The following is a 16,428-nucleotide window of genomic DNA, read 5'->3' as shown; positions in this document are numbered from 1 at the left end:
GCCGGTGACCCTCCGGGTCATGGGCGTCGATCCGGGTTTGACCCGCTGCGGCCTGGCCGTGGTCGACGTCGAACCCAACCGGCACTCGACGCTCGTCGCGGTCGGGGTGGTGGGAACCGAGGCCGGCCGCAGCCTTGACCAGCGGCTCCTCGTGATTTCGGAGGCCGTGGAGGCCTGGCTCGATCTTCACCAGCCGCAGGTACTCGCCGTCGAGCGCGTGTTCAGTCAACTCAACGTGAGCACGGTGATGGGCACTGCGCAGGCTTCCGGCGTCGTCATAGTCGCTGCGGCACGGCGCGGAATTCCCGTCGCCCTGCACACCCCTACCGAGGTGAAGGCCGCGGTGACCGGAAACGGGCAGTCGGACAAGGTGGCAGTGACCAAGATGGTCACCAAGATCCTCCGCCTCGACACGCCGCCCCGGCCGGCGGACGCAGCCGACGCCCTCGCCCTCGCCATCACCCATGCGTGGCGCAGGGGAGTAGGCCTGGCTGCAGCGGGCGCGGCGGTGGGCGCGGGAAGCGCGACGCCGGCGCAGCGGCTGTGGGCCGAGGCTGAGGCGAAGGCACGGCGCGGCAGGTGAATCGGCCACGGTTGCTGGGGCGGGTGTCGGTACCCTGCGGGTCTCAGCCGCCGATACCGTAGCATAATAGAAACTATGTTCGGACTCTGCTTCGAACAAGCCCACCCACCACTGTCTTGGAGCTTCTCGAATGATCAGTTTCCTCCGCGGAACCGTCGCGTCCGTGGGCCTGCACTCGGCAGTTCTCGACGTGAACGGGTTCGGCATGCAGGTCCAGGCCACGCCGCAGACACTGGCCTCGCTCCGGACGGGGGAGCAGGCCAACGTCTTCACCGCCATGATCGTGCGCGAGGACTCCATGACGCTGTTCGGATTCGAGAGCGCCGAGCAGCGGGAGGTCTTCGAGACGCTGCTGGCCATCAGTGGCGTGGGCCCACGGCTTGCCCTCGCCGTCCTTGCCGTCCATACACCTGAAGCAGTGCGGATCGCCGCAACGGCCGGTGATGACAAGGCTTTCAGCAGGGTTCCGGGAATCGGGCCCAAAGGAGCTCGGCGTATCGTGCTGGAGCTCGCCGGCAAGCTCGTGCCGCTTGACGGCCCGGGAGCTCCGAAGCAGACCTGGCAGGGCCAGGTCCTCACCGCGATGATGGGCCTCGGCTGGTCGGAGAAGGACGCCGGCGCGGCCATCGACGCCGCCACGAAGGAATCACCGGAAATTGCCGCAACGGGCGACGTCGGCCAGATACTCAAGCTGACCCTCCGCCGCCTCGGCCAGGACGGCGGACGCAGTTCGACCCGTGCGAGGGTGGGCTGATGGCCTCGCAGCAGCCGGAGGAGGCACCACTGGTCTCGCCGGGCTCGGATCCGGAGGACCGGGCTGTTGAGGCCGCCCTCCGCCCGAAGAACCTCGATGACTTCGTGGGACAGCAGCGTGTGCGCAAGCAGCTGTCCCTGGTCCTCGAAGCCTCACGCATGAGGGGGCGCAGCGCCGACCACGTCCTGCTCTCGGGTCCTCCGGGACTCGGCAAGACCACTCTGGCACTGATCATCGCGGCTGAAATGAATGCACCGCTTCGCATCAGCTCAGGCCCCGCCATCCAGCATGCCGGCGACCTCGCAGCGATTCTCTCCTCGCTCACGGAGGGCGAGGTGCTGTTCCTCGACGAGATCCACCGCATGTCCCGGCCGGCCGAAGAGATGCTGTACATGGCCATGGAGGACTTCCGTGTGGACATCGTGGTGGGCAAGGGGCCCGGAGCCACGGCGATACCCCTGGACCTGCCGCCGTTCACGCTCGTGGGAGCCACCACGCGGGCAGGGCTGTTGCCCGGGCCGCTGCGTGACCGTTTCGGCTTCACCGGGCACCTCGAGTTCTACTCGACCGACGAACTCGAACTGGTTCTCAGGCGCTCAGCCATGCTCATGGACATGAGGGTCAACTCCGCTGCCTTCGCCGAAATCGCGAGCCGGTCACGCGGCACCCCCCGCATCGCCAACCGACTGTTGCGTCGCGTCCGCGACTGGGCGCTGGTGCACGGTGTGGACCTGGTCGACGCGCGGTGTGCAGGGTCGGCGCTCGACATGTACGAGGTGGACGCGAAGGGCCTCGACCGGCTCGACCGGGCCGTGCTCACCGCGCTCATCACGAAATTCGGGGGCGGTCCGGTGGGCCTTTCGACGCTCGCCATCGCAGTGGGTGAAGAGCCGGAAACCGTGGAAACCGTTGCGGAGCCCTACCTGGTCCGTGAGGGCATGCTCGGGCGAACTCCCCGCGGCAGGATTGCGACGGCGGCCGCGTGGAAGCACCTGGGCTGGGTGATGCCGCCGACCGTCGCAGCCGCCATGCCGGAGGACCTGTTCTCGGTTGAGCAGGAGGATTTGCCGCTGGATGATTGGTCCCTGCCCGAGTCCTGACAGGGAAGCCGGAGCCTTTCCCTTTACACTGGGATGAAACGCAGTGAAGCACGGTCCCAGCACCGCTGCACGCGCTGCCCCGGTAACAGGATTGGAACTTTTTCGTGCTCGCAAATGTAGTAGCCCAAACAGGCGATGCCGCCGCCGAACAGCCCTTCGATGTCTTCGGCCTGCTGCTTCCGCTCGCCTTGGCTTTCCTCATCTTCACCATGTTCCGCCGCCAGCGCAAGGCGCAGAAGCAGGTGAAGGATATGCGGACGCAGATGGAACCGGGCACCGAGGTCATGACGCAGTTCGGCCTGTACGGGACTATTCTCTCGATCGACCAGGAGAACAACAAGGCCGTCCTTGAGCTGTCCCCCGGAAACACGGCGACAGTCCACACGCAGGCCCTCAGCAAGGTCGTCACCCAGGAAGCGCCGGTGACGGAGGAGGAAGCCGCGGCCGCCGGGTCCACCCAGGTTCCCGACGATGCGTCCTCCCTCGTCGGGGAGCCCCACCGCGACGTCGAGCCGCAACGGGACGTCGAGACACACCGCGGCGTCGAGTCGCACCGCGACGGCCCGGCGGCGACCGAGACTCCCGAAGAGGCTGCCGACCGCATCCGCCGTGAAAACGACTGGAACAAAGACAAATAGCATCGCTGCAGGTTCTCGGCGTTAGCCCGGGTCCGCACCGTTCGGTCCGGCGCTTATTCCCCGCCGACTCCTAGAAAGACGATCCACCATGCCACGCACCGCCCCCGGCACGGCAGCCAAACGAACCCTTGTTTGGCTGGGCGTACTCCTTGCACTCCTCGCGACCCTGCTGGGAGCGGGATCCTACTGGAGCAGCGCCAGTTGGTCCCCCCGCCTCGCTCTCGACCTCGAGGGCGGCACGCAGATGATCCTGGCGCCGCGGGTTCAGGGCGGAGCTGAGATCACCGCCGAACAGCTGGATCAGGCGGTGGAGATCATCCGCCAGCGCGTCGACGGCAGCGGCGTTGCCGAGGCGGAAATCAGCACGCAGTCGGGCCAGAACGTGATCGTTTCCCTTCCCGGCACGCCCGACGCCGAGACTCGCGACCTCATCCAGGCATCAGCGCAGATGGAGTTCCGTCCCGTGCTCTTCGGCGGTCCGGGTCAGGCTCCAGCCGCTGAAACGCCGACACCCGAGGACCAGCTCCAGGCTCCCACGGGGGAACCGGCCGACGCGAGTGATCCCAACTGGATCACTCCGGAGATCTTCAAGGAATTCGAGGCGACGAACTGCCTTGACCCTGCGGCCCTCGAGCCCCCCGAAGAACCGGCTCCGGCGGACCAGCCGATGGTGGCGTGTGAGCCCGACACCCAGGGCAAGTACATCCTCGGGCCTGTCGAGGTTCCGGGAACCGACATCGATTCCGCGTCCTACGGCCTGCAGACGGGCAGCCAGGGACAGTCCCTGAACTCCTGGGCCGTCAACATCGACTTCAACGACGAGGGCACGAGGATGTTCCGCGAAGTGACGGAACGACTGTTCGCGATCGGTCAGGGCGATCCCCGGAACCAGTTCGCGATCGTGCTCGACGGACGTATCGTGTCCGCTCCCACCACCAACGCCGTGATTCCCGACGGCAACCCCTCGATCAGCGGAAGCTTCACCGAGGAATCGGCCGCCGCCCTCGCGGAGCAGCTGAAGTACGGCGCGCTTCCCATCAGTTTCGAGATCCAGAGCGAGCAGCAGATTTCGGCGACCCTCGGGGCCGACCAGCTGCGGCTGGGCCTGATCGCCGGCCTGATCGGTCTGGCTCTCGTCGCGGTGTATTCCCTGTTCCAGTACCGGCTGCTCGGTCTCGTCACCATTGCTTCGCTCGTCGTGGCGGGTCTGCTGACCTATCTGGCAATCTGCATCCTCGGATGGACGGAGAACTACCGGCTGTCGCTCGCCGGCGTTGCAGGCCTGATCGTGGCGATCGGCCAGACCGCCGACTCCTTCATCGTGTACTTCGAACGGATTCGGGATGAGCTCCGGGACGGCCGCGGAATGATCTCCGCCGTGGAGAACGGCTGGCGGCGAGCCAAGCGCACCGTGCTCGCCTCGAAAGCGGTGAACCTCCTCGCCGCACTCGTCCTGTACTTCGTGGCAGTCGGGAACGTGCGCGGCTTTGCGTTCACGCTGGGTCTGACGGCGATTGCCGACCTCATCGTGGTCTTCCTGTTCACCCACCCGGTGCTCCGCCTGATGGCCAGGACGAAGTTCTTCGGGGAGGGCCACGCCTGGTCCGGCCTTGATCCCAAGCGCCTCGGTGTCACCCCGCTCTACCGGGGAGCGGGACGGATCCGGCGTCCCTCGGATACCCCGCCGGTTCCTGCACGCACACGGAACAAGGCAGCCGCAGGCGAAGCCGAACGCCGATTGACCATCGCCGAACGCCGGATCGCGGAGCAGCAGAAAGCCATGGCAGGTCTTGGCCGCAACCCAGAGAACGAGGAAAACACATGAGGGTCACCAGTTTCTCCCGGTTCGGCAATGAACTCCACTCGGGCAAGCGGTCCTACCCGTTCGTAGCCAAGCGGAACCTTTGGTTCCTGATAGCCGCCATCGCGGTGCTGGTGTCGATCATCATTCCGGTGGTCAAGGGCGGGTTCAACCTCGGAATCGATTTCCGCGGCGGCTCCGAATTCACGGTTTCGGACACGCAGAACACGGAGGTGGGCGCCGGCGAGCAGGCAGTCAACGACGTCGTGCCCGATGCCGTTCCGCGCGTCACGAACATCGCTCCCGAAACGATGCGCATCCAGACGGAGCAGCTCACCGACGACCAGACGCTCGACGTGCGGGATAACCTCATCTCCGCCTATGAGGTCAGCGAGGACCAGGTCACCTCCAGCTTCGTCGGTCCGACCTGGGGTGAGGACGTCAGCCGGCAGGCTCTGATCGGACTCGTGGTCTTCATCCTGCTGGCCGCGGTCCTGATGACCATCTATTTCCGCACCTGGAAGATGTCGGTAGCGGCGATGACTGCCCTGGTGGTGGTCATGATCGTCACCGCCGGCCTCTACTCCCTGAGCGACTTCGAGGTGACGCCGTCGGCGATCATCGGATTCCTCACCATCCTGAGCTACGCGCTGTACGACACCGTGGTGGTGTTCGACAAGATCCGCGAGAACACCGAGGATCTTGACCTGTCCACCAAGCGGACCTTCGCCGAGCAGGTGAACCTCGCGGTCAACCAGACACTCGTGCGCTCGATCAACACCTCGGTAGTGGCAGTCCTGCCGGTGGCGTCGATCCTCTTCATCGGCGCTTTGCTCCTGGGTGCGGGCACGCTGCGGGATCTTTCGCTTGCACTCTTCATCGGCATCATCCTCGGAACGCTCGGCACCATCTTCATCGCGGCGCCCATGTACGCGTTCCTTCGGCTCAACGAGCCGGAAATGCGGAAGCAGGAGAAGAAGGTCCGGAACCGTCGTGTGCAGGAAGCAGAAGCTGGCAGCGCAGCGCCTGCTCTGACGGCTCACGGATCAACGGCGCACGGAGCTACTGCGCGAGGCTAAACTGGAGGAGTCCATACGCTGGACATCCTGGGATCCCGGGGGATCGGACTGCTGGAAATAAGGGGTTGTGCATGGCTGAAGCGGTGAATCCCGTCGAGAGGCCCGAGGACGGCACCGCCAATCCGTCGGGTGCGACGGCTCCGGCCGCTCTCGTGGAGCAGCCCCCGGCGGCGGCCGGTGCCGGGTCAGCCCGTAGTTCGGCAACCGGAACGGCGGCGGCCGATCCTGAAACGGCTTCCTTGGCGGCAAATGCGGACCTCGCCGTACCCGGACGCCGGGGGCGCACGCGTGCCCGGATCGCCAGGCTGGCCGGGCGGGGTTCCTCGGGGTACTCGCCGGTGCTTGAGCCGTTGTTGCGGACCGTTCGGGCGAACAACCCGAAGGAGGACCTCGACCTCATCCAGCGGGCCTACCTGGTGGCGGAGCGCAGCCATGAGGGGCAGAAACGCAAGAGCGGCGACCCGTATATCACCCACCCCGTCGCCGTGGCGACGATCCTCGCCGAGCTGGGAATGACCGGCACCACGTTGGCGGCGGCGCTGCTGCACGACACGGTGGAGGACACCTCCTACACACTCGATGAGCTGCGCCGGGACTTCGGACCCGAGGTCGCGATGCTTGTCGACGGTGTCACCAAACTCGACAAGGTCTCCTTCGGTGACGCGGCGCAGGCGGAAACGGTGCGCAAGATGGTGGTCGCGATGGCCAAGGACATCCGCGTCCTGGTCATCAAACTCGCCGACCGGCTCCACAACGCGCGGACCTGGCGTTTCGTCTCGGCGGCTTCCTCGGCGAAGAAGGCCAGGGAGACCCTCGAAATCTTTGCGCCGCTGGCGCACCGGCTCGGAATGAACACCATCAAGTGGGAGCTGGAGGACCTTTCCTTCGCCGCCCTGCACCCGAAGGTGTACGAGGAGATCGTCCGGATGGTCGGTGACCGCACGCCGGAGCGGGAAAAACACCTGAGCCTCGTGCGCAACCAGGTCGAAGAGGACCTGCGCGCGGTCAAGATCAAGGCCACGATTACCGGACGCCCCAAGCATTACTACTCGATCTATCAGAAGATGATCGTGCGGGGCAAGGACTTCGACGACATCCATGACCTGATGGGTGTCCGCGTCCTCGTGGACAGCGTGCGCGACTGCTACGCCACCCTCGGTTCGCTCCATTCGCGATGGAACCCGCTGCCAGGCCGGTTCAAGGACTACATCGCCATGCCAAAGTTCAACATGTACCAGTCACTCCACACCACGGTGATCGGTCCGGGCGGCAAACCTGTGGAGATCCAGATCCGCACGTATGACATGCATCGCCGCGCCGAGTACGGCGTCGCAGCCCACTGGAAGTACAAGAACGGCGGAGGAAAGGCGATCGAGGCGCCGGACAACGGCGACATGGGGTGGCTGCGGAGCCTGGTCGACTGGCAGCAGGAAACCTCCGATCCGGACGAGTTCCTCGATTCTCTGCGTTTCGAGATCAACGCCCGTGAAGTTTTCGTCTTCACTCCGAAAGGCGAGGTCATGGCCCTGCCTGCGGGGTCCACTCCCGTCGACTTCGCCTACGCCGTCCATACCGAGGTTGGCCACCGGACCATCGGGGCGCGCGTCAACGGGAAACTCGTACCGCTGAACAGTGAGTTGACCCATGGTGACTGGGTGGAGGTCTTCACCTCCAAGGCGGAGGGTGCGGGGCCGAGCCAGGATTGGCAGGGCTTCGTCAAGAGCCCCCGGGCACGCAACAAAATCCGCCAGTGGTTCACCAAGGAACGCCGCGAAGAAGCGATCGACAAGGGCAAGGACCTGCTGACGCGTGCGATGCGGAAGCAGAATCTCCCCCTCCAGCGCATGATGACCCACAGCGCCCTCACCACGGTGGCCCACGACCTTCGGCACCAGGACATCGCCGCGCTGTATGCGGCGGTCGGAGACGGGCATACGTCTCCGCAGAACGTGATCGAGCACCTTGTCGCACTGATGGGTGGGCATCAGGGCGCGGAGGACAACATCGCCGAGACGGCAGTGGCGACCCAGCCGCGCCGGCCCAAGTTCACTGATTCCGGTGTCACGGTCCGGGGGGTTGGCGACGTGTGGGTCAAGCTTGCCCGCTGCTGTACGCCGGTTCCGCCCGACCCCATCGTCGGCTTCGTGACCAGGGGTTCGGGAGTATCGGTGCACCGGTCCGACTGCCGCAACGTCGCCGAGCTGCGCGACCAGCCCGACCGCATCGTGCCGGTGGAATGGGCGCCCACGCAGTCGAGCGTCTTCCTCGTCGAGATCCAGGTGGAAGCGCTGGATCGGAAGAGCCTGTTGTCCGACGTCACACGGGTGCTTTCGGAGAACCACGTGAATATCCTCGCGGCGAGCGTCAATACCTCGTCCGACCGGGTGGCGTTGTCGCGGTTCGCCTTCGAGATGGGCGATCCGAAGTACCTGAGCCACATCCTCGGGGCGGTCCGGCGCATCGACGGAGTCTTCGACGTGTACCGCACCACGGGGGCACAGCGCAGGATCTGAGCCTGCCGGTCCCCGGCGTTCACCAACCTGCGGACGTCAACGCCTGGGCCTGCCGGAGGCGCGCAAGAGCCCTTGTTCGTCCCGGGACCCGCCTCGTGGTGGAGACGGCCGCCTCGACGAGGCGCAACCTGCAATCGAGGGAGTCGCTTGAGGCGATCGCGCAAAGAATGTCCACTGCACTGATGTCCTCGCCGTGGATTGCGATATCGAGGGCGGTGCGCAGCGGCGTGGTGACGGCAATACCAGCGACCAGGTTGACGTCGAACGGCCCCAAGGACACCTGGTGCATGGCGGCATTGCTGAAGAGGGGCAGGGAAGTAGTCCGACGTCGGTGATCGGTCACCAGGTTCAGCAGCAGGGGAGGGGGAGCACAGCCATAGATCCACGCGGCACACTGCCGGCCGAGAGCCACGCGGGGCCGCAGGCTCCTCGGCACAGATCGTGCAGCACATTGGGCCCGAACCGTTGCATCCTCCGGGAAATCGGTCCTCAGGTAGGAACTTCCATAGATTCGGCGCACCAGTCCATCGAGCCTCATTGCCTGCAACTCCTCGGAGTTGAAAACCTCCCCCGCGTGGAAAAGCGCGCCGCCGGTGGAGGTGATCACAACCCCGGAGGACGCTCCGGGCAGCTGAAGCATCGGCGGTGATGCTGAAGCGAGGCTGTCCAGGGGAGGCATTGCTCCAGCATCACCAACCCGTAGCCAAAGGAAAAGCCTCCGCCCCCGGCATGTGGACAACCGGGGGCAGAGGCCTCGACAACGAGGCGGCGCAGGAGCCCTAGGAGAAGTCCTGGGCCGAGCGCTGCAGCATCGTGAGCCATTGCTCACGGGCAGCGAGAGCTTCCTTGGCCGTGGTGATCCGCTTGGTGTCACCGGCCCGTTCAGCTGCCGCAAGGTCTTCCTGAAGGGTTGCGATCGTTGCCTCGAGCTGGCTCAGGGCGCTGTTGGTGCGGGCCTTGGTCTCCGGATTGGTTTTCTGCCAGTGGGCGTCGTCAGCAGACTTCACGGCATCCTCGACCTGCCGCAGGCCGGCCTCGATCCGTCCCATGTCGGCGCGGGGAACCTTCCCGGCATCCTCCCACCGGTCACGGATGGACTGCAGGGCCTTCTTCGCCGCGGCGACGTCCCGAACCGGCACCAGCTGCTTGGCCTCCTTCAGGAGAGCTTCCTTCGTCGTGAGGTTGGACCCGTACTCTTCGTCCACCGCTTCATTCGCTGCTTTACGCGCCTCGAAGAAGCGGTCCTGGGCTGCGCGGAAGCGTGCCCAGAGGGCGTCGTCATCCTTGCGGCTGGCGCGCTTGGACGCCTTCCACTCGTCCATGAGCCGGCGGTACTCGGCGGCGGTGTGGCCCCAGTCCGTGGACGTGGAAAGCTGCTCAGCCTTCGCGATCAGTGCTTCCTTGGCATGCTTGGCCTCGGCGTTGTCGTTGTCCAGCTGGGAGAAGTAGGCGCGGCGGTGACGGTCGAAGACAGTGCGTGCCGAGCGGAACCTTTTCCACAGGGCGTCCTCGGTCCCTCGGCCGAGCCGGGGCCCGTTCTTCTGCGCGGCCTTCCACAGTTCGAACAGTTCGTTCATCCGGGTGCTGCTGACTTTCCATTGCACCGTCCCGGGGTCCCGGCCCGCAAGCTCTTCGGCCTCCGACACCAGGGCCTCACGCGCAGCAAGCTCCTTGGCCTTCACCTCGTCCTGAACGGCACGCTCGGTCTTCTCGAGCTGGGTGATAGCTTCCATCAGCGTATCGATGCGGGCGACCAGCCCCACCACATCACCGACCATCTTTCGCTCGCCCACCTGCGCGCGGAGGTGCTTGGCGGTCTTCTGCATATCGGAGGAGGGCGCCTTGGCCTGCACGCGCTGCTCGAGCAGGACCACCTGACTCGCGACGTCGTCGTACTTGCGCACGAAGTAGGCGAGCGCCTCCTCCCGCGTGGCGTCGGGGTACTGGCCTACCGCGTGTTCCTCGTCGTTGATCAGCAGGTAGACGTGGCCGTCATCCTCGACGCGGGCGAACTTGGCTGCTTCCTCGAGCGGTGTACTGTGCGCCGGCGGTACGGCGATCGGCCGCTTCGACTTCCGGGACGGGCGCGGGGTCATAGCGGTGGGAAGAGGCGGGCGGGAAGACGCGGGCCGCGGAGCCGGAGCCGGGGTAACGGGCGCGCGGTCGTCGGCGACTGCCGCAGGCTCCACCTCGGCCGACAGCGCGGGAACCACCGCGGAGTCTGGCACCGCGGAGGCTGTTTCCTCGGTCGGCGCCTCGCCAGCAGTTTCGGGCGCTTCGGTCTCAGGAGCCGCTGTGGCCACCTCAGCCTCGAGCGCTTCGACCTCGGGGGCTTCCGTCTGGGCTGCCTCGGTCTCGGGCGCTTGAACCTCGGCAGCAGCTTCGGGCGCCTCGGTCTCGGGCGCTTCCGTCTGGACTGCTTCTACCTCGGGGATCTCATGCGTCTGCCCGGCCTGGCCGTCCAGCGCTGTCTCCGTCGCTTCCGTTGCTGTTTCTTCAACCGCTGACGCTTCCGGCTGAGCCGGCGTCTCCTCTTCTGTGGAGGTGCTGCCAGTGGTCATTTCGTCGGATTGCTGACTGTCTGTCACCGCTAAAAGTCTTTCGCTCGTCGGATGGGCGCGAGCCGTGCCGCGGCCATTGTTTCAGGGCTGATGAGTCTATCGTTCCGGAGTCCATTGAAACCTCCGGCGGCGATGCCACCCTCTCCACCGCCGTCGGCGAAGGTTTCAGGTACTCCAGCCCTGAGGCTACTTTACCCATGATGGTCTTCCCGCCGGTCTTCCGTTTCGCCCGCAGGGTTCACAGACCCTAAAATGAATGCCGCGCACCCCAGTTCCTCGACAGGAGACCATTCATGGCACGTAAGGCTTCATTGTCCGGCTTCCCGGAATGGCTTCCCGAGGAACGGCTGGTGGAACTGCACGTGCTGGATACGCTTCGTGGCGTCTTCGAGCTTCACGGCTTCTCGAGCATCGAGACGAGGGCTGTCGAGACCGTGGAGCAGCTGCTGCGGAAGGGTGACATCGACAAGGAGGTGTACGCCGTCTCGCGTCTCCAGGCCGAGGAGGCTTCACCCTCCGAAGGGGGCCTCGCCCTGCACTACGACCTCACTGTGCCGTTCGCGCGCTACGTGGTGGAGAACGCGGGTCACCTCGCCTTTCCGTTCCGCAGATACCAGATCCAGAAGTGCTGGCGCGGCGAGCGGCCACAGGAGGGCCGGGCGCGGGAATTCACGCAGGCCGACATCGACGTCGTGGGTGACGGTTCCCTCCCGTTCCGGTACGACGTCGAACTTGCCCTCGTGGTGGTGGAAGCGCTCGGCGCCCTGCCCCTCCCGGATTTCACGCTGCGCGTCAACAACCGCAAGCTCGCCGAGGGTTTCTACCGCGGGATCGGCCTCGAGGATTCGGCAGGGGTGCTCCGCAGCATCGACAAGCTCGAAAAAATCGGCGCCGAAAAGGTGGGCCAACTCCTGCGGGACGAACTGGGCGCCTCCGATGCGCAGATCGAGGCGGCCCTGGCCCTCGCTGCGATACGCACCGCCGATACCTCCTTCGTGGAGCGTGTGCGGGCCCTCGGGGTCACCAACGACTTCCTCGAGGAAGGCCTGACGGAGCTTGAGCAGGTCATCGGCGAAGCATCCCGCCGCGCGCCCGGCCGGGTGGTGGCGGACCTCAGCATTGCGCGCGGGCTCGACTACTACACCGGAACCGTCTATGAGACAGTGCTCAACGGTCACGAGAGCCTCGGGTCCATCTGCTCCGGCGGCCGCTATGACAGCCTCGCCTCGAAGGGCAACCGGACCTTCCCCGGCGTCGGCCTCTCCATCGGGGTCACGAGGATCGTCTCCCGTATCCTCAGCCAGGGCTTCGCCTCCGCGAGCCGCGCTGTGCCCACCGCGGTCCTGGTGGCACTGGCCGACGACGGCGCGTGGTCGCAGGCGCAGGACGTTGCCTCGGCACTGCGCACCCGGGGCATCCCGGTGGAGGTGGCGGCAAGCGCGGAGAAGTTCGGGAAGCAGATCAAGTTCGCCGACCGCCGGGGCATCCCCTTCGTCTGGTTTCCCGGTTCCGACGGCACCCATGAGGTGAAGGACATCCGATCCGGCGAGCAGGTGGCAGCAGATCCGGCTTCGTGGATGCCGCCTGCCGCCGACCTTCGCCCGGTCATCGGACGGAATCTCGAGCCCGCTCCGTAGCGCAGCGGGCTACGGCCGGCGTCGCACCCGCAGCACGACCATCCGCCAGAGCACCCCGGCCGCCAGCACGGCGAGCATCGAGAGTACCGATACCGGCGGAAGGGTGAATGCCAGGACCAGGCAGCCCCCGGCACCTAGGACGTTCAGGAACCGCGGCGCGTACCACTGGCGCTCGGGGAGGGTGAAAGCCGCGGCATTCGCGATGGCGTAGTAGAGCAGCACGCCGAAGCTCGAGAAGCTCACCACGGTCAGAACATCCGTGGTGAGCAGGAGGATCACCACCACGACGGCGCTGAGCAGGTCAGCAGCCCAGGGCACCCCGAACCGCAGGGAGATAAGGGACAGAACCTGCGGCAGGTCGCCTTCCCGCGCCATGGCCAGGGTGGTGCGGCCCACCCCGGCAATCAGCGCGAGAAGCGCCCCGAGGCTCGCCAGTGCGGCGGCGACCGTCACTGCAGTGCGGGGGAGGGCACCGCCGTCGGCAGCCGATGGACGGGCGGGATCCGCCACTGCGTCGAAGACATCCCGCAGTGGCGCCGGAGAGTCGGCCAAGGGGCCGGGGCCGAGGGCGGAGAGAAGGGCGACGGCCAGCAGCAGGTACAGCACCAGCGTGAACCCGAGGGCTCCGAGGATCGCCGCGGGAATGTTCCGCCGCGGGTTCCGCACCTCCTCGCCCATGGTGGCGACCCGCGCATACCCGGCGAAGGCGAAGAACAGCAGCGCGGCGGCCTGCAGCACCCCTACCGGACCGTTGACTGCCGGCATCCACGGCTCACCTGATGCGGGAGAGGCGAACGCGACCACCACCACGAACGCGATCACCGGCACCACCACCGACACGATGGCACGGGTCAGAAGGGCGGTCCGCGTGACACCGAGGAGGTTCACGCTCGTCAGGGCCACCACGGCGGCGATGGCAGCGGCAGTCTCGAACCCGGGCGCTGCGTACAGGCCGAACGTCAGGGCCATCGCGGCACACGACGCCAGCTTCCCCGTGACGAAACTCCAGCCCGCGAGGAAACCCGCCCACGGGCCCAACTGCCGCCGTCCGTAGACATAGGTCCCGCCGCTCGAGGGATACACGGTGGCGAGTTTCGCTGTTGCTGCTGCGTTGCAGTACGCGATGAAGCCGGTGACGACGACGGCGAGGGGGAGCCAACTGCCTGCCGCTGCAGCGGCAGGGGCAAGAACCACGAAAACTCCGGCACCGATCATGGAGCCGACCCCGACGGTGGTCGCATCGAAGCCGCCCATCGCCCGCCGCAGTCCGGGAGTGTCGGTCATGCAGTTCTCCCTGGATCGGCATCGGATCTTCGCTTGGTTCTTCGCCTGGATCGGCCACCGGATGATCACCGGTAAACTCGGACAGGCTCGATCTAACACTATGCAGGTGAACACTTATCTGCGACACGTTTTGTGGGAAGGAATGCCGTGCTGCGCACGCATGAACTCGGATCTTTGGGGTCCGGGCACATTGGACAGACAGTAACCCTGGCCGGATGGGTTGCCCGGCGTCGTGATCATGGCGGTGTTGCCTTTCTCGACCTGCGTGACGCTTCGGGTATCGCCCAGGTGGTGGTGCGCGAGGAAGAGGTTTTCCACGGCTTGCGCAACGAGTACGTCCTGCAGATCACCGGAACCGTGCAGCAGCGCCCCGAGGGCAACGAGAACGCCGCACTCGCCTCGGGCAGCGTCGAGGTGATCGCCGAGAACGTCACCATCCTCAACACTGCCGATCCCCTCCCCTTCCAGATCGACGAGCACGTCGAGGTGGGGGAGGAAGCCCGCCTGAAGCACCGTTACCTCGACCTCCGGCGCCCCGCACCGCAGGCCAACCTCCGGTTGAGGTCCGAGGCCAGCCGCGTGGCCCGCGAGCTCCTGCACCGCGACGGCTTCGTCGAAATCGAAACGCCCACGTTGACCCGCTCCACGCCCGAAGGAGCGCGGGATTTCCTGGTTCCCGCGCGCCTGGCTCCAGGTTCCTGGTATGCGCTGCCGCAGTCTCCGCAGCTCTTCAAGCAGCTGCTGCAGGTGGGCGGATTCGAGAAGTACTACCAGCTGGCGCGCTGCTACCGCGACGAGGACTTCCGCGCGGACCGCCAGCCTGAATTCACGCAACTCGACATCGAGGCGAGCTTCGTCGAGGAGGACGACATCATCGCGCTCGGCGAGCAGCTGGTCGCCGCACTCTGGAAGCTCATCGACGTCGAGATTCCCCTGCCCATCCGCCGCATGACCTACGCGGATGCCATGGCGAACTACGGATCCGACAAGCCGGATCTCCGCTTCGGCCTCGAACTCACCGAACTCACCGAGTTCTTCAAGGACACCGGATTCGGCGTCTTCAAGGCCGGCGTAGCCGCGGGTTACATCGGCGCCGTCGTCATGCCGGGTGGAGCGTCCCAGCCGCGTCGCCAGCTCGATGCGTGGCAGGAATGGGCCAAGCAGCGCGGCTCGAAGGGCCTCGCCTACGTCCTGATCGACGACGACGGCAGCCTCCGCGGCCCGGTGGCGAAGAACCTGAACGACGCCGAGCGTGAGGGCATCGCCGCCGCTGTCGGCGCCCAGCCCGGTGACTGCATCTTCTTCGCCGCCGGCGAGAAAACCCCCTCGCGTGCAATCCTCGGTGCAGCGCGGCTGGAGATCGGGCGGAGGGCCGGACTGATCAAGGCCGGTGACTGGGCCTTCGTGTGGATTGTCGACGCGCCGATGTTCGAACCGGCAGCCGCAGCGGTCGCCGCAGGCGACGTCGCCGTGGGCGGGGGAGCCTGGACCGCTGTGCACCACGCGTTCACTTCACCGAAGCCCGAGTACATGGACACCTTCGACAAGGATCCGGAAAGCGCGATTGCGTTCGCCTACGACATCGTCTGCAACGGTAACGAGCTGGGCGGAGGCTCCATCCGTATCCACCAGCGGGACATCCAGGAGCGGGTGTTCGCCGTCATGGGCCTCGGACAGGAGGAAGCGCAGGAAAAATTCGGCTTCCTCCTCGAAGGATTCAAGTACGGCGCGCCTCCGCATGGCGGAATCGCCCTCGGCTGGGACCGCGTCGTCGCACTGCTCGCAGGGACCGACTCCATCCGCGATGTCATCGCGTTTCCCAAATCCGGCGGCGGCTATGATCCCCTGACCGCCGCTCCTGCGCCGATCACTGCGCAGCAGCGCAAGGAAGCGGGAGTGGATGCGCGGCCCAGGGATGCGACACCCAAGGATCCCGCACCCAAGGATCCCGCACCCAAGGATCCCGCACCCAAGGATCCCGCACCCAAGGACGCTGTAGCCGCAGACACGTCTGCGTCCTGACCGGCGGCACACACCATCCACGGAGCGCGGTTCGTCGGCCCAGCAGGCCGATGACGCGCCACCGGATGATTCGTCCACGCTTGCCGATCGCCTGCGGAGGAATTATGACGCCGCCCTCGGGCGGTATGAAATACTTTTCACAAGTACGTGCTCCGGGGTCGGTGTAATTCCGAACCGGCGGTTATAGTCCGCGACCCGACGGCCGCCGCGCATTCCGCGCAGCAGCCATCGGTTGAGCCGGTGGAATTCCGGGACCGACAGTTAAAGTCTGGATGGGAGAAGCACGAACAGCAGGGCCTCCGTGCCGCGTGCATCCTCGAGAGGATGCGAATCGCAGCCCGGAACCCCGAACCCGGTCCTGTGCCGGGCGCCGGACGGCCCTTCCTGCTGTCGTCACCCCGAAGCCGCTCAACGGCAAAGGAAGCGACATGGAAGTTCTGCAGGAACCCGAGGGGC

12 protein-coding genes and 1 riboswitch are annotated in these 16,428 nt (G+C 66.1%); of the genes, 9 read left to right on the top strand and 3 right to left on the bottom strand.

Annotated features, from left to right (window positions below):
• Window positions 1–4: 4 nt before the first annotated feature.
• The 7 genes from ruvC (at window position 5) to IWX65_RS11440 (ending at window position 8,468) form a co-directional block, all read left to right on the top strand.
• A complete protein-coding gene (gene ruvC, locus IWX65_RS11470; RefSeq protein WP_196822669.1) occupies window positions 5–583 on the top strand; it encodes a crossover junction endodeoxyribonuclease RuvC in 579 nt (192 codons plus the stop codon).
• A gap of 130 nt (window positions 584–713) precedes the next feature.
• Complete coding sequence (gene ruvA, locus IWX65_RS11465; RefSeq protein WP_196882970.1) at window positions 714–1,337, top strand: Holliday junction branch migration protein RuvA; 624 nt, start codon at window positions 714–716, stop codon at window positions 1,335–1,337.
• Window positions 1,337–2,437: a Holliday junction branch migration DNA helicase RuvB gene (ruvB, locus tag IWX65_RS11460; RefSeq protein WP_196882968.1), complete on the top strand. Its 1,101-nt coding sequence runs from the start codon at window positions 1,337–1,339 to the stop codon at window positions 2,435–2,437. The genes ruvA and ruvB overlap by 1 nt, the downstream gene beginning before the upstream one ends.
• A 104-nt stretch (window positions 2,438–2,541) precedes the next feature.
• Window positions 2,542–3,075, top strand: a complete 534-nt coding sequence (gene yajC / locus IWX65_RS11455; protein ID WP_334683820.1) for a preprotein translocase subunit YajC — start codon at window positions 2,542–2,544, stop codon at window positions 3,073–3,075.
• A gap of 88 nt (window positions 3,076–3,163) precedes the next feature.
• Window positions 3,164–4,900, top strand: coding sequence for a protein translocase subunit SecD (gene secD, locus IWX65_RS11450; protein WP_196882966.1), 1,737 nt, complete (start codon window positions 3,164–3,166; stop codon window positions 4,898–4,900).
• A complete protein-coding gene (gene secF / locus IWX65_RS11445; RefSeq protein WP_196882965.1) occupies window positions 4,897–5,955 on the top strand; it encodes a protein translocase subunit SecF in 1,059 nt (352 codons plus the stop codon). The genes secD and secF overlap by 4 nt, the downstream gene beginning before the upstream one ends.
• Before the next feature lie 71 nt (window positions 5,956–6,026).
• Complete coding sequence (locus tag IWX65_RS11440; protein WP_334683819.1) at window positions 6,027–8,468, top strand: RelA/SpoT family protein; 2,442 nt, start codon at window positions 6,027–6,029, stop codon at window positions 8,466–8,468.
• A gap of 19 nt (window positions 8,469–8,487) precedes the next feature.
• On the opposite strand, the gene IWX65_RS11435 is transcribed toward IWX65_RS11440, so the two are convergent.
• Together IWX65_RS11435 and IWX65_RS11430 are read right to left on the bottom strand one after the other, a co-directional pair.
• On the bottom strand, window positions 8,488–9,147 hold the full coding sequence (locus tag IWX65_RS11435) for a hypothetical protein (protein ID WP_196882964.1): 660 nt from the start codon (window positions 9,145–9,147) through the stop codon (window positions 8,488–8,490).
• A 100-nt stretch (window positions 9,148–9,247) separates the two neighbouring features.
• Entirely contained in the window at window positions 9,248–11,029 is a 1,782-nt protein-coding gene (locus tag IWX65_RS11430) for a DUF349 domain-containing protein (protein ID WP_196882963.1), read from the bottom strand.
• A gap of 293 nt (window positions 11,030–11,322) precedes the next feature.
• Between IWX65_RS11430 and hisS the strand changes: the two genes are divergently transcribed.
• The gene (gene hisS / locus IWX65_RS11425; protein WP_196882962.1) at window positions 11,323–12,666 is read left to right on the top strand and encodes a histidine--tRNA ligase; all 1,344 of its coding nucleotides are present in this window, start codon (window positions 11,323–11,325) and stop codon (window positions 12,664–12,666) included.
• Between the two features lie 9 nt (window positions 12,667–12,675).
• On the opposite strand, the gene IWX65_RS11420 is transcribed toward hisS, so the two are convergent.
• Entirely contained in the window at window positions 12,676–13,950 is a 1,275-nt protein-coding gene (locus IWX65_RS11420) for an APC family permease (protein ID WP_196882961.1), read from the bottom strand.
• A 147-nt stretch (window positions 13,951–14,097) separates the two neighbouring features.
• On the opposite strand from IWX65_RS11420, the gene aspS reads away from it, so the two are divergent.
• Entirely contained in the window at window positions 14,098–15,972 is a 1,875-nt protein-coding gene (gene aspS / locus IWX65_RS11415; RefSeq protein ID WP_196882960.1) for an aspartate--tRNA ligase, read from the top strand.
• Window positions 15,973–16,116: 144 nt separating this feature from the next.
• Window positions 16,117–16,260, top strand: a riboswitch (FMN riboswitch).
• Window positions 16,261–16,428 lie beyond the last annotated feature (168 nt).

This window comes from Arthrobacter sp. CAN_A214 (genome assembly GCF_015751955.1).
Lineage (GTDB): Bacteria > Actinomycetota > Actinomycetes > Actinomycetales > Micrococcaceae > Arthrobacter_D.
The sequence above is the reverse complement of the archived record's forward strand: the minus strand, read 5'-3'. Positions and strand labels throughout refer to the sequence as shown.